Annotated in this window: 20 protein-coding genes and 1 riboswitch; of the genes, 13 read left to right on the top strand and 7 right to left on the bottom strand. The window is 69.1% G+C overall.

The window, feature by feature from the left end; genetic code table 11:
* Positions 1-73: 73 nt before the first annotated feature.
* A complete protein-coding gene (locus AB0M70_RS24890; RefSeq protein ID WP_365822853.1) occupies positions 74-3220 on the top strand; it encodes an efflux RND transporter permease subunit in 3147 nt (1048 codons plus the stop codon).
* Between the two features lie 90 nt (positions 3221-3310).
* On the opposite strand, the gene nadA is transcribed toward AB0M70_RS24890, so the two are convergent.
* The gene (gene nadA, locus AB0M70_RS24885) at positions 3311-4507 is read right to left on the bottom strand and encodes a quinolinate synthase NadA (RefSeq protein ID WP_365822851.1); all 1197 of its coding nucleotides are present in this window, start codon (positions 4505-4507) and stop codon (positions 3311-3313) included.
* Positions 4508-4835: 328 nt separating this feature from the next.
* On the opposite strand from nadA, the gene AB0M70_RS24880 reads away from it, so the two are divergent.
* Positions 4836-5192 carry an iron-sulfur cluster assembly accessory protein gene (locus AB0M70_RS24880; protein WP_365822849.1) on the top strand — a complete coding sequence of 119 codons (357 nt, stop codon included), beginning with the start codon at positions 4836-4838 and terminating at the stop codon, positions 5190-5192.
* 102 nt (positions 5193-5294) lie between these two features.
* Here AB0M70_RS24880 and AB0M70_RS24875 read toward each other — a convergent pair whose 3' ends face one another.
* Positions 5295-6815: a hypothetical protein gene (locus AB0M70_RS24875; RefSeq protein WP_365822847.1), complete on the bottom strand. Its 1521-nt coding sequence runs from the start codon at positions 6813-6815 to the stop codon at positions 5295-5297.
* 143 nt (positions 6816-6958) lie between these two features.
* On the bottom strand, positions 6959-7177 hold the full coding sequence (locus AB0M70_RS24870) for a hypothetical protein (protein ID WP_365822845.1): 219 nt from the start codon (positions 7175-7177) through the stop codon (positions 6959-6961).
* A 135-nt stretch (positions 7178-7312) separates the two neighbouring features.
* Here AB0M70_RS24870 and AB0M70_RS24865 point away from each other — a divergent pair, with 135 nt between their 5' ends.
* Positions 7313-8287, top strand: a complete 975-nt coding sequence (locus tag AB0M70_RS24865; RefSeq protein WP_365822843.1) for a carbohydrate kinase family protein — start codon at positions 7313-7315, stop codon at positions 8285-8287.
* Here AB0M70_RS24865 and AB0M70_RS24860 read toward each other — a convergent pair whose 3' ends face one another.
* Positions 8288-9670, bottom strand: coding sequence for an aminotransferase class V-fold PLP-dependent enzyme (locus AB0M70_RS24860; RefSeq protein WP_365822841.1), 1383 nt, complete (start codon positions 9668-9670; stop codon positions 8288-8290).
* Positions 9671-10036: 366 nt separating this feature from the next.
* Between AB0M70_RS24860 and coxB the strand changes: the two genes are divergently transcribed.
* From coxB to AB0M70_RS24840, 4 genes are all read left to right on the top strand, one after another.
* A complete protein-coding gene (coxB, locus tag AB0M70_RS24855; protein ID WP_363208296.1) occupies positions 10037-10999 on the top strand; it encodes a cytochrome c oxidase subunit II in 963 nt (320 codons plus the stop codon).
* Positions 10996-12732 carry a cytochrome c oxidase subunit I gene (ctaD, locus tag AB0M70_RS24850; RefSeq protein ID WP_365822839.1) on the top strand — a complete coding sequence of 579 codons (1737 nt, stop codon included), beginning with the start codon at positions 10996-10998 and terminating at the stop codon, positions 12730-12732. The genes coxB and ctaD overlap by 4 nt, the downstream gene beginning before the upstream one ends.
* Entirely contained in the window at positions 12729-13127 is a 399-nt protein-coding gene (locus tag AB0M70_RS24845) for a cytochrome c oxidase subunit 4 (protein WP_363208294.1), read from the top strand. Before ctaD ends, AB0M70_RS24845 begins: the two co-directional genes overlap by 4 nt.
* A gap of 134 nt (positions 13128-13261) precedes the next feature.
* Positions 13262-14509, top strand: a complete 1248-nt coding sequence (locus AB0M70_RS24840; protein WP_365822837.1) for an Ig-like domain-containing protein — start codon at positions 13262-13264, stop codon at positions 14507-14509.
* A gap of 60 nt (positions 14510-14569) precedes the next feature.
* Here AB0M70_RS24840 and AB0M70_RS24835 read toward each other — a convergent pair whose 3' ends face one another.
* Complete coding sequence (locus tag AB0M70_RS24835) at positions 14570-14971, bottom strand: hypothetical protein (RefSeq protein WP_365822835.1); 402 nt, start codon at positions 14969-14971, stop codon at positions 14570-14572.
* Positions 14972-15150: 179 nt separating this feature from the next.
* On the opposite strand from AB0M70_RS24835, the gene AB0M70_RS24830 reads away from it, so the two are divergent.
* From AB0M70_RS24830 to AB0M70_RS24805, 6 genes are all read left to right on the top strand, one after another.
* Complete coding sequence (locus AB0M70_RS24830) at positions 15151-15771, top strand: heme-copper oxidase subunit III (protein ID WP_363208291.1); 621 nt, start codon at positions 15151-15153, stop codon at positions 15769-15771.
* 82 nt (positions 15772-15853) lie between these two features.
* Positions 15854-16663 (top strand): c-type cytochrome, encoded by an 810-nt coding sequence (locus AB0M70_RS24825; protein WP_363208290.1) that lies wholly within the window; start codon positions 15854-15856, stop codon positions 16661-16663.
* A complete protein-coding gene (locus AB0M70_RS24820) occupies positions 16660-17715 on the top strand; it encodes a Rieske 2Fe-2S domain-containing protein (protein ID WP_365822832.1) in 1056 nt (351 codons plus the stop codon). The genes AB0M70_RS24825 and AB0M70_RS24820 overlap by 4 nt, the downstream gene beginning before the upstream one ends.
* Positions 17712-19343, top strand: a complete 1632-nt coding sequence (locus AB0M70_RS24815; RefSeq protein WP_365822830.1) for a cytochrome bc complex cytochrome b subunit — start codon at positions 17712-17714, stop codon at positions 19341-19343. The genes AB0M70_RS24820 and AB0M70_RS24815 overlap by 4 nt, the downstream gene beginning before the upstream one ends.
* A 136-nt stretch (positions 19344-19479) precedes the next feature.
* Entirely contained in the window at positions 19480-20544 is a 1065-nt protein-coding gene (trpD, locus tag AB0M70_RS24810; RefSeq protein ID WP_365822828.1) for an anthranilate phosphoribosyltransferase, read from the top strand.
* Between the two features lie 74 nt (positions 20545-20618).
* A riboswitch (SAM riboswitch) is annotated at positions 20619-20735 on the top strand.
* A gap of 167 nt (positions 20736-20902) precedes the next feature.
* Positions 20903-22276: an aminotransferase class V-fold PLP-dependent enzyme gene (locus AB0M70_RS24805; protein ID WP_365822826.1), complete on the top strand. Its 1374-nt coding sequence runs from the start codon at positions 20903-20905 to the stop codon at positions 22274-22276.
* On the opposite strand, the gene AB0M70_RS24800 is transcribed toward AB0M70_RS24805, so the two are convergent.
* Positions 22228-23436: a glycerate kinase gene (locus AB0M70_RS24800; RefSeq protein ID WP_365822824.1), complete on the bottom strand. Its 1209-nt coding sequence runs from the start codon at positions 23434-23436 to the stop codon at positions 22228-22230. The genes AB0M70_RS24805 and AB0M70_RS24800 overlap by 49 nt on opposite strands.
* A 31-nt stretch (positions 23437-23467) precedes the next feature.
* The gene (locus tag AB0M70_RS24795) at positions 23468-24880 is read right to left on the bottom strand and encodes an SLC13 family permease (RefSeq protein WP_365822822.1); all 1413 of its coding nucleotides are present in this window, start codon (positions 24878-24880) and stop codon (positions 23468-23470) included.
* Between the last annotated feature and the right edge of the window lie 82 nt (positions 24881-24962).

The following is a 24962-nucleotide window of genomic DNA, read 5'->3' as shown; positions in this document are numbered from 1 at the left end:
ATGGCAGATCGTGTAGGGGGCACCGGCCCTGCCGGTGCCGTTCCTGCGCAGTACGCCACAGAGAGAGACCACCATGTCCTGGCTGTCCCGGTTCAGCCTCGCCCAACGGGCCCTTGTCGGGCTGATATCGATCATCGCGCTCGTTTTCGGCGTCATCGCGATCCCTCAGCTCAAGCAGCAGCTGCTGCCCTCCATCGAACTGCCGATGGTGTCCGTCCTGGCCCCGTATCAGGGCGCGTCCCCCGATGTGGTGGAAAAGCAGGTCGTCGAACCCCTCGAGTCCTCGATCGACGCGGTCGACGGCATCACCGGCATCACCTCCACGGCGAGCGAGGGCAACGCCGTGATCATGGCCCAGTTCGACTACGGCAGCGGCTCCAAGCAGCTCGTCGCCGACGTCCAGCAGGCCGTGAACCGCGCCGGGGCCCAGCTCCCCGACGACGTGGACCCGCAGGTCATCGCGGGCTCCACGGACGACATCCCGACCGTGGTCCTCTCCGTCACCTCCGACAAGGACCAGCAGGCGCTCTCCGACCAGCTCGACCGGACCGTCGTGCCCTCCCTCAAGGACATCGACGGCGTCGCCCAGGTCACCGTCGACGGCGTGCGTGACCTCCAGGTCGACGTCACCCCGGACGACAAGAAGCTGGCGAAGGCGGGCCTGACCCCGGCCGCGCTCGGCCAGGCACTCCAGGCCGGCGGCGCCACGCTCCCCGCGGGCTCCTTCGACGAGGACGGCAAGAACCGCACCGTCCAGGTCGGCGGCGGCTACACCTCCCTGCAGCAGATCCAGGACCTGATGGTCGCCCCCGAGGCCAAGCCGGGGCAGCGCCCCGCCAAGCCGGTGCGCCTCGGTGCCGTCGCCACGGTGAAGCAGGCGCCCTCCGAGGCCACGTCCATCACGCGCACCAACGGCAAGCCGAGCCTCGCCCTCGCGATCACGATGGACCAGGACGGCAGCGCCGTCGCCATCTCCGACGCGGTCAAGGACAAGCTCCCCGACCTGCGCAAGGACCTGGGTGAGGGCTCCGACCTGACGGTCGCCAGCGACCAGGGCCCGGCCGTCTCCAAGTCCATCGACGGCCTCACCACCGAGGGCGCGCTCGGCCTGGTCTTCGCGGTTCTCGTCATCCTGGTCTTCCTGGCGTCGATCCGCTCGACGCTGGTCACCGCGGTCTCCATCCCGCTCTCGGTCGTGCTCGCCCTGATCGTGCTGTGGACGCGGGACCTCTCCCTCAACATGCTCACGCTCGGCGCGCTGACCATCGCCATCGGCCGCGTCGTCGACGACTCGATCGTGGTCCTGGAGAACATCAAGCGTCACCTCGGGTACGGCGAGGAGCGCGAGGCCGCGATCATCACCGCGGTCAAGGAGGTCGCGGGCGCGGTCACGTCCTCGACCCTGACGACCGTTGCGGTGTTCCTGCCGATCGGCCTGGTCGGCGGCATGGTGGGCGAGCTCTTCGGCTCCTTCTCGCTGACGGTCACGGCGGCGCTGCTTGCCTCCCTGCTCGTCTCGCTGACGGTCGTGCCCGTCCTGTCGTACTGGTTCTTGCGTCCCCCCAAGGACGTCCGCGGCGCCGACCCGGAGGAGGCCCGCCGCAAGTTCGAGGAGAAGGAGGCGAAGAGCAGGCTCCAGCGCTTCTACGTCCCGGTGCTCCGCTTCGCGACCCGGCGCCGCTTCACCAGCCTCGTCATCGCGGTCGTGGTCCTCGTGGGCACGTTCGGCATGGCACCGCTCCTGAAGACCAACTTCTTCGACCAGGGCGAGCAGGAAGTCCTGACCATCAAGCAGGAGCTGAAGCCGGGCACCAGCCTGGCGGCGTCCGACGCCTCGGCCAAGAAGGTCGAGAAGATGCTGGACGGTCTCGACGAGATCAAGGACTACCAGGTCACGGTCGGCTCCTCCGGTTTCATGGCGGCCTTCGGCGGCTCCACGGACACCAACCAGGCCTCGTACACCCTGACGCTCAAGGACAAGTCCTCGTACGACACGACGCAGGACAAGGTCGAGGAGGAGCTCGGCAAGCTCTCCGGCATCGGCCAGACGTCCATCGCGGCCGGTGACGGCTTCGGCAGCCAGGACCTGAGCGTGGTCGTCAAGGCCGCCGACGGCGACGTGCTGCGCAAGGCGTCCGACGAGGTGCGTGACGAGGTCGCGAAGCTCGACGACGTCACGGACGTGCAGAGCGACCTGTCGCAGAGCATCCCGCGGATCTCGGTCAAGGCGAACGCCAAGGCCGCCGCGGCCGGGTTCAACGACACCACCCTCGGCCAGGCCGTCGCCCAGGCGGTCCGCGGCACCGAGAGCGGCAAGGCGATCCTGGACGACACCGAGCGCGACGTCGTGGTGAAGTCGAAGCAGCCGGCCAAGACCCTCGCGGAGCTGCGGAAGCTGAACCTCGGCGCCGTCAAGCTCGGTGAGATCGCGGACGTCAAGCTGGTCGACGGACCCGTTTCCATGACCCGCATCGACGGCGCCCGCGCCGCGACGATCACCGCGAAGCCGACCGGCGAGAACACCGGCGCGGTCAGCGCCGACCTCACCAAGAAGCTCGACGCGCTGAAGCTGCCGGACGGCGCCACGGCCTCCATCGGCGGTGTCTCCGAGGACCAGGACGAGGCGTTCGCCTCGCTCGGCCTCGCGATGCTCGCCGCGATCGCGATCGTCTTCATGCTGCTCGTGGCGACGTTCCGCTCGCTCGTGCAGCCGCTGATCCTGCTGGTCTCGATCCCGTTCGCGGCCACGGGCGCCATCGGCCTGCTGATCGCCACCGACACCCCGATGGGCGTCCCGGCGATGATCGGCATGCTGATGCTGATCGGCATCGTGGTGACGAACGCGATCGTCCTGATCGACCTGATCAATCAGTACCGCGGGCAGGGTCACGGCGTGGTCGACGCGGTCATCGAGGGCGGCCGGCACCGTCTCCGCCCGATCCTGATGACGGCCCTCGCGACCATCTTCGCCCTGCTCCCGATGGCCCTCGGCATCACGGGCGAGGGCGGCTTCATCGCCCAGCCGCTCGCCGTGGTCGTCATCGGCGGCCTGATCACCTCGACGCTCCTCACCCTCCTCCTCGTCCCGACGCTGTACGCGATGGTGGAGCTCCGCAAGGAGAAGAGGCGCGCGAAGCGCGAGGCGAAGCGGGCCAAGAGGGCGGGGGGCTCGCCGCAGGCGGGTTCCGCGTCGGACGATCCGGAACCGGCCCAGGTCTGACCCTGCGGGCCGGTGGGGGCTGATCGCGCAGTTCCCCGCGCCCCTGACGGGGCGCCCCTCACACAGAGGGGCGCCCCGTCCACGTACGGCCTACGGCAGGGCCAGCATCCGCTCGAGCGCCAGCTTCGCGAACTGCTCGGTCTCGCGGTCGACCTCGATCTGGTTGACCAGCTTGCCCTCGGCAAGCGACTCCAGGGCCCAGACCAGGTGCGGCAGGTCGATCCGGTTCATGGTCGAGCAGAAACAGACCGTCTTGTCGAGGAAGACGATCTCCTTGTCCTCGGCGGCGAAACGGTTCGCCAGGCGGCGTACGAGGTTCAGCTCGGTCCCGATCGCCCACTTGGAACCGGCGGGGGCCGCCTCAAGGGTCTGGATGATGTGCTCCGTGGAGCCCACGTAGTCCGCCGCGGCCACGACCTCGTGCTTGCACTCGGGGTGCACCAGGACGTTCACGCCGGGAATCCGCGCGCGCACGTCCTCCACGGACTCCAGCGAGAAGCGCCCGTGCACCGAGCAGTGCCCGCGCCACAGGATCATCTTCGCGTCACGCAGCTGCTCGGCGGTCAGGCCGCCGTTCGGCTTGTGCGGGTTGTAGAGCACGCAGTCGTCGAGCGAGAGGCCCATGTCGCGGACCGCGGTGTTCCGGCCGAGGTGCTGGTCGGGCAGGAAGAGGACCTTCTCGCCCTGCTCGAAGGCCCACTCCAGGGCCCGTTTGGCGTTGGACGAGGTGCAGATCGTCCCGCCGTGCTTGCCGGTGAAGGCCTTGATGTCGGCCGACGAGTTCATGTACGAGACGGGCACGACCTGCTCGGATATCCCGGCCTCGGCAAGGACGTCCCAGCACTCCGCGACCTGCTCGGCGGTGGCCATGTCGGCCATCGAGCAGCCGGCGGCCAGGTCGGGCAGGACGACCTTCTGGTCGTCGGTGGTCAGGATGTCCGCGGACTCGGCCATAAAGTGCACGCCGCAGAAGACGATGTACTCCGCCTCCGGCCTGGCGGCCGCGTCCTTGGCCAGCTTGAAGGAGTCGCCGGTGACATCCGCGAACTGGATGACCTCGTCGCGCTGGTAGTGGTGGCCGAGCACGAAGACCTTGTCGCCGAGCTTCTCCTTGGCGGCACGGGCGCGTTCCACCAGGTCGGGGTCGGAGGGCGACGGCAGATCGCCGGGGCACTCCACGCCGCGCTCGCTCTTGGGGTCGGCCTCGCGGCCGAGCAGCAGCAGAGCGAGCGGTGTGGGCTGAACATCGAGTTCCACAAGGTCCACGGGGGACTGGGCGGTGGTCACGACACGCACCCTTTCTGAATGTGATGAGCGCGGCGGCAGCCGCTCCGGTGGAGCCGGTGCTTGCACCGGGGAGCCTTTTCGTCTAATTGACGTTATCTATCATAACCGCTTCACGTCAGTTTGACGATGGCCATAGTGTCGATGTGACGCGTTCGCCTCCGACGGGTCGATGCCCCGCCGGGCGGCATGTGCGAGCATGAAGGGACAGACAGCCGAGAGACAGTCGACAGACAGCCGGGAGACACCGCACTCGGCCCGGAATGAATCCGCGGCCCCGACGGTTGCAACCGTCGGCAAGCAGTCTCCGTACAACCCGGGAGAGAAGCAGATGTCCGTATCGGACGAGACCACCACCGTGAGCGACGGCATCCTCCTGTCCGACGCCGCCGCGGCCAAGGTCAAGGGCCTTCTGGAGCAGGAGGGCCGCGACGACCTGGCGCTGCGCGTCGCCGTTCAGCCCGGCGGCTGCTCAGGCCTTCGCTACCAGCTGTTCTTCGACGAGCGCTCGCTCGACGGCGACGTCATCAAGGACTTCGACGGCGTGAAGGTCGTCACCGACCGGATGAGCGCCCCGTACCTGGGCGGCGCCTCCATCGACTTCGTCGACACCATCGAGAAGCAGGGCTTCACGATCGACAACCCGAACGCCACGGGCTCCTGCGCCTGCGGCGACTCGTTCAGCTAGACCGGCACGGACCCCACCGGGTCCGTCCGCACGAAGGCGGCCCCCGAAGCACTTCGGGGGCCGCCTTCGTGTGTGTCCGCGGTGTTCTGCTTGCGCGCACGGCTACTTGCGCGGCACCGTCCCGCCGCCCTTCGCGTCCACGACCTTGCGGTCGCCGAGCGGCTGGTCCAGGGTCACGGTCTTGGTGAACTCCTTGGCCATCATCACGCAGACCTCGCCCTTCTTGTGGGTCTCGGTCACCTCCACGCGCACGCTGCTCCTGCTCTCGTCGGCCGAAGCCGAGTAGTCGCTGCAGACGCCGCCCCAGAAGTGCACCGTCAGGGACTTGCCGTCCGCGCGGTAGGACTCGACGCGCGCGGTCTCCTGCGTGCCCTTGCCCGGCTTCTCGGTGGGCGTCGGCTCGGCGGACGGCGTGCTCGGCGACGTGAGGAACTTCGGCTCCACGGCCGTGTGCGTCACCGTGAAGGTGTCCTGCGCGCCCTGCGGCTGCACGTCGAACAGCCAGGAGGGCACGAGCGCCTGGCGCCCGTCCACGAACTGCACGGCGAGCCCGAAGGTGGCCCCCTTCACCGTGACCGGCTGCGGCTTCGGAGGCGCGGAGGACGGCTCCTCGCACGGCGCCTTCGTCCCCTCCTCGACCGCGGGGCCCTGCCCCTCCGAGCTGTCCGCGGTGTCGCCCGCGGGGTTCGGCACCGCCGACGCGCAGCCGCCGATGCCGACCCGGCCGCCGGCGTCGCCGGACGCGTTGAGCTGCTCCAGGGTCTTCGCGGCGCTGATCACCGGGTAGGTGGCGCCCTTCTCCGGCGCCTTCAACTGGCCGCTCCCGCCGACCACTTGGCCGTCCGAGCCGACCTGGATGCCGGTCGACCAGCCGTACGTCGGCAGGCCGCCCACCTTCGGGTCGGCGTTCACCACCCGTACGCCGCCCATGAGTTGGCCCGCGTCCAGCTTCGCGTCGTCCTGGCCCACGGCCTTCAGGACGGGTGCCGCCGCCTTCTTCGCCGCGCTCTCGCCGACCGCGTCACCCTCGCCGTTCGGTGCTGCGGACGTCCCCGAATCCCCCGAACAGGGCTTGCCCTTCTGGCAGTTGTCGCTGCCGCCGGTCTCGTACTTCGTGAACGTCCAGGTGCCGGGCGCCTGCTTGCTCACCTGGAGCGAGGGCCCGGAACCGTCCTTCGTGGGGCCGATCTTCCAGGCGCCGTCCTGCGACGTGGGCTTGCCGGAGACACCGAGGGCCTTGGCCAGCTCGATGACCTGGTCCTGGCTGACGGTGCCCCGCGCGTGGTACACGGGCGCCTCGTCGGGGCCGCCGGGCAGCTTGCCCTCGGCACGATAGGTGGCGCCGCTCGGGTCGGGCTCTCCGGGGGCGATGCCGTTCGTGCTGCCGGTGCCGCCTTCCTGCCGGTCGCCGTCCGTGTGGCCGTCGAGGGCAAGGGGCGGGGGCGTGCCGCCGTCGGCGGCGGGAGAACTGCCGTTGCCGTCGCTGCCGCCTGAGGCGGTGGCGGCGAAGTACGCGCCGCCGCCACCGACGAGCAGCACCGTGGCCGCCACCGACGCGACGGCAAGGCGGGAACGCCGCCGGTGCTGCTCGGCCGCGTCATGGTCGGATCGCTCGGTGCTCACCGCATCGCTCCTTCGACTGCACTGCTGTCCCTGGAGGCCCAGGGGCGGGCCTCGTTCGTATCTCGCGTCCCCTTTACGGGGGACAGCGATGGGACGCAGCGGGGGAGCGCGCGGTTCCCTCGGCGCGCGCCGACGCCCCTGGCTCAGTCGCCGTACTCGGACATGCCGTCGATCAGCCGCGCGGAGGCGGACGGAACGCTGACGCCATGGATCAGCGCGGGCGACACCGGGGCGGTCGCGGCGGCCGCGGGGGTCACCCAGTGCGGGGCCATGCGGGCGCAGTCGCCGCGCAGGGTCTCCAGGGACTCGGTGGGCAGCTCGACGGGACGGGCGTTCACGACATGATTCGAGATAACGGCCATAACCGCACCGTACGCATCGCACACCTCGCGAAAAAAGACCTACTAACGGGTAGTTTGGCCTCTTCAGCGAGGGTGTACCGACCCGGTAGCGTGAAGTGTCAACCCCTCGCCTCTCCTCCACAGGAGCATGCCGTCGTGCGTATCGCAGTCACCGGCTCCATCGCCACCGACCACCTGATGACCTTCCCCGGCCGCTTCGCCGACCAACTGGTCGCGGATCAGCTGCACACGGTTTCTCTCTCTTTCCTGGTCGACGCCCTCGACGTACGCAGGGGAGGAGTGGCCGCCAACATCTGCTTCGGCATGGGCCAGCTCGGCACGAGCCCGATCCTGGCCGGCGCCGCGGGCTCGGACTTCGGCGAGTACCGCGCCTGGCTCGACCGGCACGGCGTCGACACGGCATCGGTCCGCATCTCCGAGACGCTGCACACCGCCCGCTTCGTGTGCACCACGGACGCCGACCACAACCAGATCGGCTCGTTCTACACGGGCGCGATGAGCGAGGCCCGCCTCATCGAACTGAAGACCGTGGCCGACCGCGTGGGCGGCCTCGACCTGGTCCTCATCGGTGCGGACGACCCCGAGGCGATGATGCGCCACACCGAGGAGTGCCGGACGCGCAAGATCCCCTTCGCGGCCGACTTCTCCCAGCAGATCGCGCGCATGGAGGGCGAGGAGATCCGGACCCTCCTCGACGGCGCCACGTACCTCTTCTCGAACGAGTACGAGAAGGGGCTCATCGAGTCCAAGACCGGCTGGACCGACGCGGAGATCCTCTCCAAGGTCGGCCACCGCGTGACGACCCTCGGCTCGCGCGGCGTGCGCATCGAGGCGACGGGCCAGGACCCGATCGAGGTCGGCGTCCCCGAGGAGGAGGCGAAGGTCGAGCCGACCGGCGTCGGCGACGCCTTCCGCGCGGGCTTCCTCTCGGGTCTCGCCTGGGGCGTCTCCCACGAGCGCGCGGCGCAGGTCGGCTGCATGCTCGCCACCCTGGTCATCGAGACCGTCGGCACCCAGGAGTACGAGCTGCAGCGCAGCAACTTCATGGACCGCTTCACCAAGGCGTACGGCCATGAGGCGGCGTCCGAGGTCCAGACCCACCTGGCGTAGTCAGGAACTCCGGCGGACCACATAGGCGACGCCGTGGTCCGCCGGCTCCTCGCCCACGTACTCCTGCCCCCGCATCTCGCACCAGGCAGGGATGTCCAGCCGCGCCGCCTCGTCGTCGGCGAGGACCGTCACCGTGCCGCCCACCGGCACGTCCCCGATGACCTTCGCGAGCTCGATGACGGGGAGCGGGCAGCGCTTGCCGAGCGCGTCCACCACCAGCGAGCCGGACTCCGCACGCGGGGCGACCGGGGTCACCGGTGCGCCCAGCTGCTCCCGTACGCCGGCCACCACGCCCGGCAGAACCTCCAGAAAACGCTCGACGTCAGCTTCCTGGGTCCCCCGTGGGAGTGACACCCGGACGTTGCCCTCGCTCAGTACGCCCATCGCCTTCAGGACGTGGCTCGGGGTCAGCGTCGAGCTGGTGCAGGACGAGCCGGACGAGACCGAGAAGCCCGCCCGGTCCAGCTCGTGCAGCACCGTCTCCCCGTCGACATAGAGACACGAGAACGTCACCAGGTGGGGGAGCCGCCGCTCCGGATCGCCCACCACCTCCACGTCCGGCACCAGACCCGGCACCCGCGCCCTGATCCGCTGCGTCAACTCCCGCAGCCGGGCGCCCTCCTCGGCGGCCTCGGCCTGCACGGCACGCAGCGAGGCCGCGGCGGCGACCACCGCCGGGATGTTCTCGAAGCCAGGGGCGCGCCCCGACTCGCGCTCGTCGGCCGGGCCTTGCGGGGCGAACCGCACCCCCTTGCGCACCACGAGCAGCCCCACACCCGCGGGCCCGCCCCACTTGTGGGCACTGGCGGCGAGCAGCGACCACTCCCCGCCCACAGGGCCCCACGGCAGCGACTGCGCGGCGTCCACCAGGAGCGGCACCCCGGCGGCCCGACACGCCGAAGCGACATCGGCCACCGGCTGCTCCGTGCCCACCTCGTGGTTGGCGGACTGAAGGCAGGCGAGCGCCGTGTCGGGGCGCAGTCCCGCGGTGTACGCGGCCGTGGACACCGCCCCCGACCGTTCCACCGGGATCTCCGTCACCGACCCGCCGTCGGCTTCGAGTGCCGCCGCCGCATGGAGCACCGAAGAGTGTTCGACCGCCGACACCACCAGATGGCGCCCGACACGCCGACGCCCCGCGAGGGCCCCGGCCATCCCGGAGTGCACCGCCCGCGTCCCCGAAGGGGCGAAGGAGAGCTCGTCGGGGCGGCACCCCACGGCCTCCGCGGCGGCCTCGCGCGCCGCGTCGAGCAGCAACCTGGCCCGCCGCCCCTCGCGATAGAGCCGCGCGGGATCGGCCCACCCTTCATCGAGCGAGGCCTGCAACGCCTGCCGGGCCACGGGATGCAGGGGAGCGGAGGACGCAACATCAAAGTAGGACACGCCCTAACGCTAGAACGTGCGCCCGAGGAACCACCCCAGGAGCGCCCGAAGGGGCGCGGGGCTGTGACATTTGCGGCTCCGCCGCGTGGGCGCGAGCAACCACGACACACCCGCAGTCGCGGACCGAGGAATTCCACCGCCCCGGTGGGCGCCCCGAAGCTCCGTCAGAAAGCGGCCAGCGGCGGCGCGCCCACCCTCCCGGGTGACCCGCGGCGCGTTAGGCACCCTCCCCGCGCGACCCCAAATAGCGTCCAGTAAGGTTTGGCCCGCATAAACATCCAAACCCCTGCCCGCCGCAGGGCGGCGACCGACGACCGAGAAGGCCGCACCCGACCGCGCGGGCCGAGACTCTCGGGAAGGCGCTACGTGAGTCCCAACGGCTCCGACCGCTCGTCGCGGCGCCCGATGCGGCGGAAGCTGCCGCAGGTGCTGACTGCGGGCCTGATCTTGGCAACCGCGACCGGTTGCACATACAAGGACTTTCCCCGCCTTGGTATGCCCACCCCCGTAACGGAGGAGGCTCCCCGGATCCTCTCCCTCTGGCAGGGCTCGTGGGCGGCAGCGCTCGCCACGGGCGTGCTGGTCTGGGGTCTGATCCTGTGGAGTGTCATCTTCCACCGGCGCAGCCGCACCAAGGTCGAGGTACCTCCGCAGACGCGTTACAACATGCCCATCGAGGCGCTCTACACGGTGGTGCCTCTCATCATCGTCTCGGTGCTCTTCTACTTCACGGCACGTGATGAGACGAAGCTCCTCGCTCTGGAGGACAAGCCCGCCCACACGGTCAACGTGGTCGGCTACCAGTGGAGCTGGGGCTTCAACTACATCGAGGACGTGCCGGGTTCCGACAAGGGAGACGCCAAGTCTGCCAAGGAGCTCGAAGCCATCCCGGACAAGTTCCGCAAGGCGTTCCCGTCCAACGCCGGAGGCGTCTACGACGTCGGTACGCCCGGCCAGCGGAACCCGCAGAACGGCAACCCCGGCCCGACCCTCTGGCTCCCCAAGGGCGAGAAGGTCCGGTTCGTACTGACTTCGCGTGACGTCATCCACTCCTTCTGGGTGGTGCCGTTCCTCATGAAGCAGGACGTCATCCCGGGCCACACGAACGCCTTCGAGGTGACTCCGAACAAGGAGGGCACCTTCATGGGCAAGTGCGCCGAGCTCTGCGGTGTCGACCACTCCCGGATGCTCTTCAACGTCAAGGTCGTTTCCCCCGAGCGCTACCAGAAGCACCTCGAGGACCTGGCGAAGAAGAACCAGACCGGTTACATCCCGGCCGGCATCGAGCAGACGAAGCACGAGAAGAACCGGGAGACGAACAACCTGTGAGCATCCTCAACGAACCTCAGGGTGCCGCGGCAGCAGAAGACTCGTACGAGGACGAGCTGCCGGTACGGCGCAAGCAGCCGGGCAATGTGGTGATCAAGTGGTTGACGACCACCGACCACAAGACCATCGGCACGCTCTACCTGGTCACGTCGTTCGCGTTCTTCTGCATCGGCGGCGTCATGGCGCTCTTCATGCGCGCCGAACTCGCTCGTCCCGGCTCGCAGCTCATGTCGAACGAGCAGTTCAACCAGGCGTTCACGATGCACGGCACGATCATGCTGCTGATGTTCGCGACGCCGCTGTTCGCCGGATTCGCGAACTGGATCATGCCGCTGCAGATCGGCGCGCCCGACGTGGCGTTCCCCCGGCTGAACATGTTCGCGTACTGGCTGTACCTCTTCGGCTCGCTCATCGCGGTGGCCGGCTTCCTCACCCCGCAGGGTGCGGCCGACTTCGGCTGGTTCGCCTACTCCCCGCTGTCGGACGCCGTCCGCTCGCCGGGCATCGGCGCCGACATGTGGATCATGGGTCTGGCCTTCTCCGGCTTCGGCACGATCCTCGGCTCGGTCAACTTCATCACCACGATCATCTGCATGCGTGCACCCGGCATGACGATGTTCCGGATGCCGATCTTCGTGTGGAACGTCCTGCTGACCGCGGTTCTGGTCTTGCTGGCCTTCCCGGTGCTCGCCGCCGCGCTGTTCGCCCTGGAGGCGGACCGTAAATTCGGCGCGCACATCTTCGACGCGTCCAATGGCGGTGCGTTGCTGTGGCAACACCTCTTCTGGTTCTTCGGCCATCCAGAGGTGTACATCATCGCGTTGCCATTCTTCGGAATCATTTCCGAGGTCATCCCGGTCTTCTCCCGTAAGCCGATGTTCGGCTACATGGGTCTGATCGGCGCGACGATCGCCATCGCGGGTCTCTCCGTGACCGTGTGGGCGCACCACATGTACGTCACCGGTGGCGTGCTCCTACCGTTCTTCTCCTTCATGACGTTCTTGATCGCCGTGCCAACCGGCGTGAAGTTCTTCAACTGGATCGGAACGATGTGGAAGGGCTCACTGAGTTTCGAGACACCGATGCTCTGGGCCGTCGGCTTCCTGATCACCTTCACCTTCGGTGGTCTGACCGGCGTCATCCTGGCCTCGCCGCCGATGGACTTCCACGTCTCCGACTCGTACTTCGTGGTCGCGCACTTCCACTACGTCGTCTTCGGCACCGTGGTCTTCGCGATGTTCTCCGGCTTCCACTTCTGGTGGCCGAAGTTCACCGGCAAGATGCTGGACGAGCGGCTCGGCAAGATCACCTTCTGGACGCTGTTCATCGGCTTCCACGGCACGTTCCTGGTGCAGCACTGGCTGGGTGCCGAGGGCATGCCGCGGCGTTACGCGGACTACCTCGCCGCCGACGGTTTCACCGCGCTGAACACGATCTCGACGATCTCCTCGTTCCTGCTCGGCCTGTCGATCCTGCCGTTCTTCTACAACATCTGGAAGACGGCCAAGTACGGCAAGAAGATCGAGGTCGACGACCCGTGGGGCTACGGCCGTTCGCTCGAGTGGGCGACGTCCTGCCCGCCGCCGCGGCACAACTTCCTCACCCTGCCGAGGATCCGTTCCGAATCCCCGGCGTTCGACCTGCATCACCCTGAGATCGCGGCTCTCGACCAGCTCGAGAACAGCGGCCACGGTGACAAGGCGCTCGCGGGCGGCAAGGAGGCCGGCAAGTGAAGGTCCAAGGCAAGATGTTCATCTGGCTGAGCGTCTTCGTGCTCGTCATGGCGATCGTCTACGGCTGGTGGTCCAAGGAGCCGGCGGGTACGACCGCGCTGTTCCTGGCCTTCGGCCTGTGCATCATGATCGGCTACTACCTGGCCTTCACGGCCCGGCGTGTCGACGCGGCCGCGCAGGACAACAAGGAGGCCGACGTAGCGGACGAGGCCGGCGAGGTGGGCTTCTTCAGCCCGCACAGCTGGCAGCCGCTCTCGCTGGCCATCGGTGGCGCGCTCGCCTTCATGGGTGTCGTCTTCGGCTGGTGGCTGCTGTACTTCTCGGCCCCCATCCTGATGATCGGCCTCTTCGGCTGGGTCTTCGAGTACTACCGGGGCGAGAACCAGACTCAGTGAGTCGGTGACTTCCCGCTCCACCGAAGGGCCCGGACACTCCGTCAGGAGAGTCCGGGCCCTTCGGCGTGTCGCGCTTGACACTCGTACGGGTCACTCGGCGCGCCGGAGCCGAGGAACGTCCATACCGTGTGTTCATGAGCCACTCACCGCGAATCCGCACGGTACTGAGCTGCACCATGCTGGTGGCCGCCCTCGGGGTGGGAACCACGGCGTGCGGCAGCTCCGACGGCCATCCGCTCTCGGCGAAGCCGTACGACGCGGCGGGCCAGATCGCCTTCAACGGCCCCGTGGGCAGTCAGAAGGCGGATCCGGACAAGCCCCTGGAGGTCACCGCACAGGGCGAGGACGGGCGCATCACCGATGTGACGGCCACCGACGCGCAGGGACGGTACGTGGCGGGTGAACTCGCCGCCGACGGCGCCCGTTGGCACAGCACGGAGCCCCTCGCGGCGGGCGCGCACTACACGGTGCGGGTCAGCACGGAGGACGAGGAGGGCTCACCGGGCCGCAAGGTCCTGACCTTCGACACCAACGAGGCGGCCAAGAAGAAGCGGCTCGACGTCACCTTCGGCCCCGAATCGGGCAAGTACGGGGTCGGGCAGCCGGTCACGGCCAAGCTCAGCGCCAAGGTGAAGGACAAGAAGGCCAGGGCCATCGTGGAGCGCGCCCTGAAGGTCGAGACGCAGCCCGCCACGAAGGGCGTGTGGCACTGGGTGGACAGCACGACGCTGCACTACCGCCCCAAGGACTACTGGCCCGTGGGCGCCACCGTCAACGTCCGCAGCAACCTCGCGGGCATCAAGGTCCGCGACAAGCTCTGGGGCGGCGAGGCCAAGCCGCTGCGGATGACCATCGGCGACCGCATCGAGGCCGTCACGGACGCCGGGTCGCACTGGATGACGGTCTACCGCAACGGCGAGGAGATCAACTCCATCCCGGTGACGACGGGCAAGCCCGGCTACTCCACGCGCAACGGCGTCAAGGTGGTGCTGGGCAAGGAGTACTCCGTACGAATGACCAGTGCCAGCATCGGCGCATCGGACTTCTACGACAAGATGGTCTACTACGCGACGCGGGTCACCGATTCCGGTGAGTACGTGCACGCGGCCCCCTGGTCGGTCGGCTCGCAGGGGAACGCGAACACCAGCCACGGCTGCACGGGCATGAGCACCGGCAACGCCGCCTGGTTCTACGAGACCGTCCGGCAGGGCGACATCGTGCGGGTCGTCAACAGCTACGGCGCGGACATGGACCCGTTCGGCAACGGCTTCGGCGACTGGAACGTCGACTGGAAGAACTGGCGGGACGGCAGCGCGCTCCTCGGCGGCGCCAAGGACGGCCCCACGGCGCTCGACGCGGCCCGGCTGCGGCCGCAGGTCTAGCAGCTCCGCAGAACAGCACAGAAGGCCCCGCGCCGAGGCGCGGGGCCTTCTGGCGTGGCGTCAGGCCTGGACGGCCAGCTTCTCGCGCAGGAGAGAGGCCAGGGAGTTCGCGAACTCGACCGGATCGACCGGAAGGGTCACCGCGGCCTCCGCGCGGCTCCAGGTGGCCAGCCAGGCGTCCTGCGGGCGCCCCATGAGCAGGAGCACGGGCGGGCAGCGGAAGATCTCGTCCTTGAGCTGGCGGCAGACCCCCATGCCGCCGACGGGGGTGGCCTCGCCGTCCAGGACGCAGACGTCGACGCCGCCCCGGTCGAGTTCCTTCAGCACGGCGGGCAGCGTCGCGCACTCGATGAACTCGACCGCGGGAACGTCCGCCGCCGGCCTGCGTCCGGTGGCCAACCGGACCTGCTCGCGGGTGCTCGCGTTGTCGCTGTAGACCAGCACCGTGGCGGTCGGCTGCATGGTTCCTCCGCTTCGTTGAGGGGCTCTCGGCCGGGGACCGATGCGCGGATGCTACCTCTCCGGACACCCCGTCAACAGCGGTTCGGACAGCCCTTCGATGGGCCATACGGGCAGGACACACCCCGCAGACACTCCGAACGGCACCCCCCGGGGTGAGGGCGGGATAAGCGACCGACATAATGTCGGTCGTGGCGACAGCAACGACAGTAGATACCGGGCACGCGCACCCGCCGGTCAATCGGCCGAACCTCACCAGCGTCGGAACCATCATTTGGCTGAGTTCCGAGCTGATGTTCTTCGCGGCCCTCTTCGCGATGTACTTCACCCTGCGATCGGTGACAGGACCTGAGCACTGGAAGGAAATGGCGTCCGCGCTGAACTTCCCGTTCTCGGCGACGAACACCACGATCCTGGTGCTCTCCTCTCTCACGTGTCAGCTAGGCGTGTTCGCCGCTGAGCGTGGTGACGTGAAGAAGCTCCGGATGTGGTTCATCGTCACCTTCATCATGGGTGCGGTCTTCATCGGCGGTCAGGTCTTCGAGTACACCGAGCTGGTCAAGCACGAGGGTCTCTCGCTCTCGTCCGACCCGTACGGATCGGTGTTCTACCTGACCACCGGCTTCCATGGCATGCATGTGACAGGCGGTCTCATCGCCTTCCTGCTGGTCCTCGGCAGGACGTACGCGGCCAAGAGGTTCACCCATGAGCAGGCGACCGCAGCCATCGTCGTGTCCTACTACTGGCACTTCGTCGATGTTGTCTGGATCGGTCTCTTTGCCACGATCTACATGATCAAGTAAACGGGGCCGGGCCCAGCAGGGCCCGACGTTCCGACTCATTCCAGAAGCATCGACGCAGAAGATCCTGACACCGGGGTAATCCGTGAAAAAGCTCTCCGCACGACGACGCCACCCGCTGGCGGCGGTCGTCGTCCTACTCCTCGCGCTGGCGGCCACCGGGGGGCTGTACGCCGCGTTCGCACCCGCGGACAAGGCGCAGGCCGACGACACCGCCCAGTCCCTCGCCATCGACGAGGGCAAGAAGTTGTACTCCGTGGGCTGCTCCAGCTGCCACGGAACCGGCGGTCAGGGGTCCTCCGACGGTCCTAGCCTGGTGGGCGTCGGCGCAGCCGCCGTCGACTTCCAGGTCAGCACCGGCCGTATGCCGCTGCAGCAGCCGGGCGCCCAGGCGCCGAAGAAGAAGGCCATCTACAACCAGGCCCAGATCGACCAGCTCGCGGCGTACATCGCCTCGCTGGGCGCGGGCCCGACCGTCCCCACCGAGAAGCAGTACAGCCCGGACGGGGCGGACATCGCCAAGGGTGGCGAGCTGTTCCGCACCAACTGTGCGCAGTGCCACAACTTCACCGGTGAGGGCGGCGCGTTGACGAAGGGCAAGTTCGCCCCTTCGTTGGAGGATGTCTCCCCCAAGCACATCTACGAGGCCATGCAGACCGGCCCGCAGAACATGCCGTCCTTCCCCGACACCGTGATGCCGGAGAAGAACAAGAAGGACATCATCGCGTACCTCGACGCGGTCAACGGCGAACAGACCGAGAGCCCTGGCGGTCTCAAGCTGGGCGGCCTGGGTCCGGTCAGTGAAGGCCTGTTCGGCTGGATCTTCGGTCTCGGCACGCTGATCGCGGTCGCCGTGTGGGTCGCCGCTCGGACCGCAAAGGCCAAGAAGTCATGAGTAGCCAAGAGAAATCAGAAGAGAACCTGCCCAGCGTGCAGGAGACCGAGCACGGCTCGGTGGCGGTCGCGGACGAGAACCCGTTCGCCGACCCGGGCCTTCCGCCCCATGAGCACCGTGTCCAGGACATCGACGAGCGGGCCGCCAAGCGGTCCGAGCGTGCGGTCGCCTTCCTGTTCACGTTGTCGATGCTGGCCACGATCGGCTTCATCGCCTCCTACGTGGCGTTCCCGGTCGACAAGCGCATCTACGTCTTCCCGATCGGCCACATCAGCGCGCTGAACTTCTCCCTGGGCATGACCCTGGGCGTGGCGCTCTTCTGCATCGGCGCGGGCGCGGTCCACTGGGCCCGCACCCTGATGTCCGACGTGGAGGTCGCCGACGAGCGCCACCCGATCGAGGCCGAGCCCGAGGTCAAGGCCAAGGTCATGGCCGACTTCAAGGCCGGTGCCGCGGAGTCGCAGTTCGGCCGGCGCAAGCTGATCCGCAACACGATGTTCGGTGCGCTCGCCATGGTGCCGCTCTCCGGCGTCGTCCTGCTGCGCGACCTCGGTCCGCTGCCGGAGGACAAGCTGCGGCACACCCTGTGGGCCAAGGGCAAGCTGCTCGTGAACATGAACACGAACGAGCCGCTGCGCCCGTCGGACGTCCAGGTCGGCTCGCTGACCTTCGCCAAGCCCGAGGGCCTGGAGGAGCACGATCACGACTTCCAGAAGGAGATCGCCAAGGCGGCCCTGATGATCGTCCGGATTCAGCCGGACAACATCAAGGACAAGCAGGAGCTCGAGTGGTCGCACGACGGTGTCGTCGCGTACTCGAAGATCTGCACCCACGTCGGCTGCCCGATCTCCCTGTACGAGCAGCAGACGCACCACGTCCTCTGCCCGTGCCACCAGTCCACCTTCGACCTCTCCGACGGTGCCCGAGTGATCTTCGGCCCGGCCGGTCACGCGCTGCCGCAGCTGCGCATCGGCGTGAACGAAGAGGGCTACCTCGAGGCGCTCGGCGACTTCGCTGAGCCCGTCGGTCCTGCTTTCTGGGAGCGCGGATGAGCACTTCGGCGAACGAAAACCGTAAGAAGGAGGCGCCCGCCGGAGAGCGGGTGGCCGACTGGGCCGACGGACGTCTGGGGATCTACTCCCTGGCCAAGGCCAACATGCGCAAGATCTTCCCGGACCACTGGTCCTTCATGCTCGGTGAGATCTGCCTCTACAGCTTCATCATCATCATCCTCACGGGTGTGTACCTGACCCTGTTCTTCCACCCGTCGATGAACGAGGTGGAGTACCACGGCAGCTACATCCCGCTGCAGGGCCAGCTGATGTCCGAGGCGTTCAACTCGACCATGCACATCAGCTTCGATGTGCGCGGTGGTCTGCTGATCCGGCAGATCCACCACTGGGCGGCGCTGATCTTCCTCGCGGCGATGTTCGTGCACATGATGCGCGTCTTCTTCACGGGTGCCTTCCGCAAGCCCCGCGAGGTCAACTGGGTCTTCGGGTTCCTGCTGTTCGTCCTGGGCATGTTCACCGGCTTCACCGGTTACTCGCTCCCCGACGACCTGCTCTCCGGTACCGGTGTGCGCTTCATGCAGGGCGCCGTCCTGTCCGTGCCGATCGTGGGCACGTACCTGGCGATGTTCCTGTTCGGCGGGGAGTTCCCCGGCGGCGACTTCGTGGCCCGGTTCTACTCGGTGCACATCCTGCTGCTGCCGGGCATCATGCTCGGGCTCGTGGTGGCGCACCTGATCCTGGTCTTCTACCACAAGCACACCCAGTTCGCGGGTCCCGGCAAGACGAACAAGAACGTCGTCGGCATGCCGCTGCTTCCCGTGTACATGGCGAAGGCCGGAGGCTTCTTCTTCCTGGTCTTCGGTGTGATCGCGGCCATCTCGGCGATCGCCACGATCAACCCGATCTGGGCGCTCGGTCCCTACCGTCCGGACCAGGTCTCCACCGGAGCACAGCCCGACTGGTACATGGGCTTCTCCGAAGGCCTGATCCGTGTCATGCCGGGCTGGGAGATCAACGCCTGGGGTCACACGCTCGTCCTGGGCGTGTTCATCCCGCTGGTGATCTTCCCGCTGGTCCTGGTCGCGATCGCGGTCTACCCGTTCATCGAGTCCTGGGTCACCGGCGACAAGCGCGAGCACCACATCCTGGACCGACCGCGCAACGTCCCGACCCGTACGGGCTTCGGCGTCGCGTGGATCACCTGGTACATGGTGCTGCTCATCGGTGGTGGAAACGACCTCTGGGCCACGCACTTCCACCTGTCGATCAACGCGATCACCTGGTTCGTGCGCATCGCCTTCTTCGTGGCACCGGTCCTCGCCTTCATCATCACCAAGCGGATCTGCCTGGGTCTGCAGCGGCGTGACCGGGACAAGGTCCTGCACGGCCGCGAGTCGGGCATCATCAAGCGGCTGCCGCACGGTGAGTTCATCGAGGTCCACGAGCCGCTCAACCAGGAGCAGCTGCACACGCTCACCGCGCACGAGCAGTACGCGCCGCTCGAGATCGGCCCCGCGGTCGACGAGAACGGCGTCGAGCGCAAGGTGACCGGTTCGCAGAAGCTCCGGGCCAAGCTCAGCAAGGGCTACTACGGGGAGGACAACCAGATCCCCAAGCCCACCACCGAGGAGTACAAGGAGATCACCAGCGGCCACGGCCACCACTGATCACCTGAGACTCTGACCAGGTCGCCACGGCGAGAGCCCTGTCCATGCGTTCCACTGCATGGACGGGGCTCTTTGCCGTCCCCCGGGCTGGATAAGGTGTTCCTGTCCCGTGTCTAGACGAACCCAGGAGCGGCAGATGAGCGCTGTGACCCCCGCAGGAGGCAACACCGCGGCGGCCCGTTCCTGGCCGGGTGTGCTGAACGGACTGCTCGAAGGACGTGACCAGAGCACCGAGGACACGGCCTGGGCCATGGACCGCATCATGCGGGGCGAGGCGACCGACGCGCAGATCGCGGGCTTCGTCGTCGCCCTGCGGGCCAAGGGCGAGACCGTGGAGGAGATCTCCGGCCTCGTCCGCACGATGTACGAGCACGCCAACGTGATCGAGGTGCCGGGGCAGACCGTCGACATCGTCGGCACCGGCGGTGACGGCGCCAAGACCGTCAACATCTCCACGATGTCCGCGATCGTGGCCGCGGGCGCGGGCGCGAAGGTCGTCAAGCACGGCAACCGCGCGGCCTCCAGCGCCTCCGGGGCCTCCGACGTCCTGGAGAAGCTCGGGGTGAACCTGGAGCTGCCGCTGAACCGGGTCGTCGAGGTGGCCGAGGAAGCCGGGATCACCTTCTGCTTCGCCGTGAAGTTCCACCCGGCGCTGCGGCACGCGGGAGCGGCGCGCAGCCAGTTGGGCATCCGGACCGTCTTCAACGCCCTCGGTCCGCTCACCAACCCGGCCAGGGTGCGCGCCCAGGCGGTCGGCGTCGCCGACCCGAGGATGGCGCCGATCGTGGCCGGAGTCTTCGCCGAGCGCGGCAACTCCTCCCTGGTCTTCCGCGGCGACGACGGTCTCGACGAGCTGACGACCACGGCGACGTCCCGGGTGTGGGTGGTGCGGGACGGGGCCGTGCGCGAGGAGGCCTTCGACCCGCGGGACGTGGGCATCGACCTCGTCCCCGTCGAGGCGCTGCGGGGCGCCGACGCCTCGTACAACGCCGAGGTGGCGCTGCGCCTCCTGGACGGCGAGAAGGGCCCTGTGCGGGACGCCGTCCTGCTCAACACGGCGGCGGCCCTGGTGGCCCTCTCGCCGGGCGAGGGGACCCTGGTGGAGCAGATCGGCGCCGGCATCGCGAAGGCGGCGGAGTCGATCGACTCCGGGTCGGCGAAGAAGGCCCTGGAGCTGTGGGTGGCGGCCAGCAACCGGTGAGTGTGGTGCCCACCGCGGTCCGGATGCCGGACTGCGGTGGGCACCGAGAAGATCGTGTGGCAAGATGCTGCGCAGGTCATGAGTGACAGCGATTAGGCCCCGGCTCGCTGTCCGGCAACCCTCCGTCCGTGGCGGGGTGCCCCGGGTGAAGACCAGGCCGTGGACAGCAAGGTCCATGGCAAGCGCGGACCCCTGCGAACAACCCTGGGGTCCTGGTCCTCAAGGGAGCAGTCTCGTGAGCAAGCGAATGCGATAGGGCTTTCCGGCCCCTTTTCCGCACCCCCTTTTTTCTTCGTCACTGCGGCGCCGTACGCGCGCTCTCGCAGTGAACTCGCCTGCCTTCCCACGGGAGTTCGCCATGTCTGTCACCACCGCTGCCGCCGACCAGATCGTCTGTGCCGCCCCGCTGCCCGTCCTCGGCCGTGACGTCACCGTGCCGCTCGTCACCGGCGGCGAGGTGACCTACGCGGCGCTCGACTACGCGGCCAGCGCCCCGGCCCTGCAGCGGGTGTGGGACGACGTGGCCGCCTACGCGCCGTACTACGGCAGCGTGCACCGCGGTGCCGGGTACCTCTCGCAGCTCTCCACCGACCTCTTCGAGAACAGCCGGGTCACCGTCGCGGAGTTCCTCGGCTGCCGCGAGGACGACCAGGTCGTCTTCACCCGATCGACCACCGACTCGCTCAACCTGCTCGCCGCCGCGCTGCCCGCCGACTGCCAGGTGTTCGTCTTCGAGACCGAGCACCACGCCTCCCTGCTTCCGTGGCGCGACGCCCGCGTGACGTACCTGAACGCCCCGCGCACCGCCGACCAGGCCGTCGCCACCCTGGAGCGCGCCCTCGCCGACCGCGACCCCTACGGACCGGCCCTCGTCTGCGTCACCGGCGCCTCGAACGTCACCGGCGAACTGTGGCCGGTCAAGGAGCTCGCCGCCGCCGCTCACGCCCACGGCGCCCGCATCGTCCTCGACGCCGCGCAGCTCGCGCCCCACCACCCGGTCTCCATCAGCGAGCTCGACGTCGACTGGGTCGCCTTCTCCGGCCACAAGCTGTACGCGCCCTTCGGCTCCGGCGTCCTCGCCGGCCGCTCCGACTGGCTGAAGGAAGCCGACCCCTACCTCGCCGGCGGCGGCGCGTCGCGGAAGGTCGCGCGGCGTACGGACGGCGGCGTGGACGTCGAGTGGCACGACACCGCCGCGCGGCACGAGGCCGGATCGCCCAACGTCATCGGCGTGTACTCCATCGCCGCCGCCTGCAAGGCGCTGACCGAGGCGGGCTTCGACGAGCTCGTCGCCCGTGAGCGTCACCTCATCGCGAAGGTCCGCGAGGGCCTCGCCGAGGTGCCCGCGGTGAAGGTGCTCTCGCTCTTCGGCGACGACGCGCCGCGCGTCGGCGTCATCTCCTTCGTCGTGGAGGGCTGGAACAGCTCGCACTTCGCCGCCGCGCTCTCCGCCGAGTACGGCATCGGCGTACGCGACGGCCTCTTCTGCGCCCACCCGCTGGTGCGCACCCTCCTCGGCAGCGACCCGCAGACGCAGGGCGAGTGCGGCGCCCCCGAGGCCGCGCCCGGCGAGAAGTCGCTGAACGCGATCCGCGTCAGCTTCGGCGCGGGCACCCCGGACGAGCACGTGGAGCGTTTCGTGCGCGCCGTCAAGGAGCTCGTGGCGGACGGCGCGCGCTGGAACTACCGCACGGAGGACGGGCGTTGCGTGCCGGACACCAGCGCGGCCTGAGCCTTGGTCCGTCCCTTCAGGCGTGACCCCAGGACGATCATCCGCAGGGCGCGTTCGGTCGCGTCGGTGAGGAATTCGCCGCCACGGCCGAGCGCCTCGGTGAGCGAGACCGGCGCGGGCAGGATCGCGCTGTAGGCGTCCACGCCCTCCGCCCGTACGTGATGGGCGCCCTGGCCGATGGTGCCCGCGAGGACCAGGACGGGGCGGCCGAACCGCTTGGCGCGGCGCGCCACTTCGGCGGGGACCTTGCCGCGGGGCGTCTGGTGGTCGAGGGCGCCCTCGGCGGTGACGACGAGGTCGGCGCGGGCCAGGCGGGCGTTCAGGTCCAGATGGTCCAGGAGGACGTCGAAGCGGGGGAGCAGCTGGGCGCCGAGCGCCGCGAGGCCGGCTCCCAGGCCGCCGGACGCGCCGGTGCCGGGGCCGAGGGCGAGGTCTCCCGTGGCGTGCAGGTCGCGGGTCAGGACGTGCGCCCAGTGTTCGAGGCCCGCCGCCAGCTGTTCGACCTGGGTGGGCGTCGCGCCCTTCTGGGGTCCGAAGACGCGGGCGACGCCGCGCTCGCCGGTCAGGACGTTGAAGGGGTTGCAGGCGACGCGGATCTCGGTGCCCCGCAGGCGGGGGTCGAGGCCCGAGGGGTCGATGCGGCTCAGCCGGGTCAACTCCCGTCCACCGCGTGGCAGTTCCCATCCGTCCGCGTCCAGGAGCCGGGCCCCGAGCGCCTGGAGCGCCCCCGCGCCCCCGTCCGACGTGCCGGAGTCGCCGCAGCCCACCAGGATGCGGCGGGCGCCCGCTTCGAGTGCGGCGGCGATCAGTTCGCCGACGCCGTACGTCGTCGTGGCGCCCGGGTCGCGCAGATCGCGGGGGACCAGCGAGAGCCCGGCCACGGCCGCCATCTCCACCACCGCCGTGCCGTCCGGGAGCAGCGCGAAGTGCGTGCCGATCCGCTGGCCGACGGGCCCGGTGGCGGGCAGCGCGACCAGGCGTCCGCCGCCCGAGGTGGCCAGGGCGCGCGCGGTGCCCTCGCCGCCGTCCACCAGGGGGATCAGATCGGTCTCGGCGTGCGGGACGACGCGGCGCACTCCTTCGGCGATGGCCTCGGCCGCGGACTGCGCGGTCAGGGACTCCTTGAAACCGCTGGGGGCGATGGCGAAGTGGGTCAGCACGTGGGTCTCCAGAGTGGGTTCAAGGGCGGGATCAGCGGACGGGTACGCCGAGTAGCGGCCAGAGCGCCACGGCGAAGAGCAGGACGAGGGCGGCGGTCAGCGGCGCCAGGACCGCCGAGAGGCGCAGCAGGTCGCGCGGGGTGTAGGTGGGGGTGCCCGGGATGTCGGCGAAGAGCGTGACGGGCTTCGCCGAGGCGGGCAGGGTGTGGCAGAAGCCGGCGGCCGCCGTGGAGGCGAGCGCTGCGGCGACCGGGTTGACGCCCGCGCCGACGGCCGCCGCGACGACCAGCGGGACCAGGACGGACGAGCGGGCCGAACGGGACTGCAGGATCAGGTGCGCGGCCGTGCTGACCGCCACCACGAGGGCCAGGAAGAGCCAGGGCGGCACATCGAGGGGGACCCCGCCCACCAGCCACTTCGCCGCTCCCGACTCGGCGAGCGCGACGCCCATCGCCATCGTCGCCGCCATGAAGAGCAGCAGCGCCCAGGGCACGGTCTTCAGCGCGTCCTTGAGGCGTACGGTGCCCAGGGCGGGGGACGAGGCGACGACCGCGCCGATCAACGCGACGACAGCGGGCGGTACTTGGTGCAGCGGCTCGCTGCACCACAGGGCGACGACCGTGGCGAGGAGGAGCGCGCAGCGGGTCTCGGCGGGCTCCCAGGCCCCGGTGACCGGCTGCTCGCTGTGCTCCTGGAGCTGCTCGACGGTGATGTGCACCGGCCCCTTGCGGTCCTCGCGCCGCGTCGTCGTCAACAGGACGGCCTCCGCCGCCAGATGGGACGAGGCGACGGCGAGCGGAAGACCGAGCAGCATCCACTGCGTGAAGCCGATCCGCTCCCCGGTGGCCTCCCACAGCACGGACACCGTGATCAGATGCGCGCCCGCGCCGATCAGGGTCGCGACCGCGGAGAGCAGGATCACCGTAGGGAACAGCAGGGCGAGCATCACCACGAGGCGCCTGCGGTCGGCGAAGACCTTCGCGAGCGCCAGGAAGACCGGCAGCGCGAGCGCGGCGCGGCCCGACGTGGCGGGCACCGCGAAGGCCGTCACGACCAGGGCGGCCGTCGTCAGATGCGTCAACTGCCGTACCGTGCGCGCCCCGCTGACGAGGAAGGCCGCGGCCCGGCCCGCCAGACCGCTGCGGGCGACCGCGGCCGCCAGCACGAAGGCGCAGATCAGCAGCCAGACCGTCTCGTCACCGAGGGTGCCGAAGAGGGTGTCGCTGCTGATCACCCCGGTCGCGGTGAGCGCGAGCCCGGCGCCCAGCGCGATGTACGTGTCGTCGATCGGGGTGCTGATCCACGCGCAGGTCGCCAGGGCGAACACGCCGAGGGTGATGCGTGCGTCGCCGCTCAGGCCGGGGAGGTTGCCCGGCACCAGGAGCAGCGCGCACAGGCTCAGCGCGACGCAGAGGGTGAGGGCTTGGCGGGGGTTCAGGGTCACGCACCGAGCCTCGGGTCCGGCCGTGAGTCCTCAATGAGCCGCGGATGAAGGGAATTTCACCCGGGAGGGCGCGAGGCCGGAG

This window comes from Streptomyces sp. NPDC051214 (genome assembly GCF_040682375.1).
Taxonomy (GTDB): Bacteria; Actinomycetota; Actinomycetes; order Streptomycetales; family Streptomycetaceae; genus Streptomyces.
The sequence above is the reverse complement of the archived record's forward strand: the minus strand, read 5'-3'. Positions and strand labels throughout refer to the sequence as shown.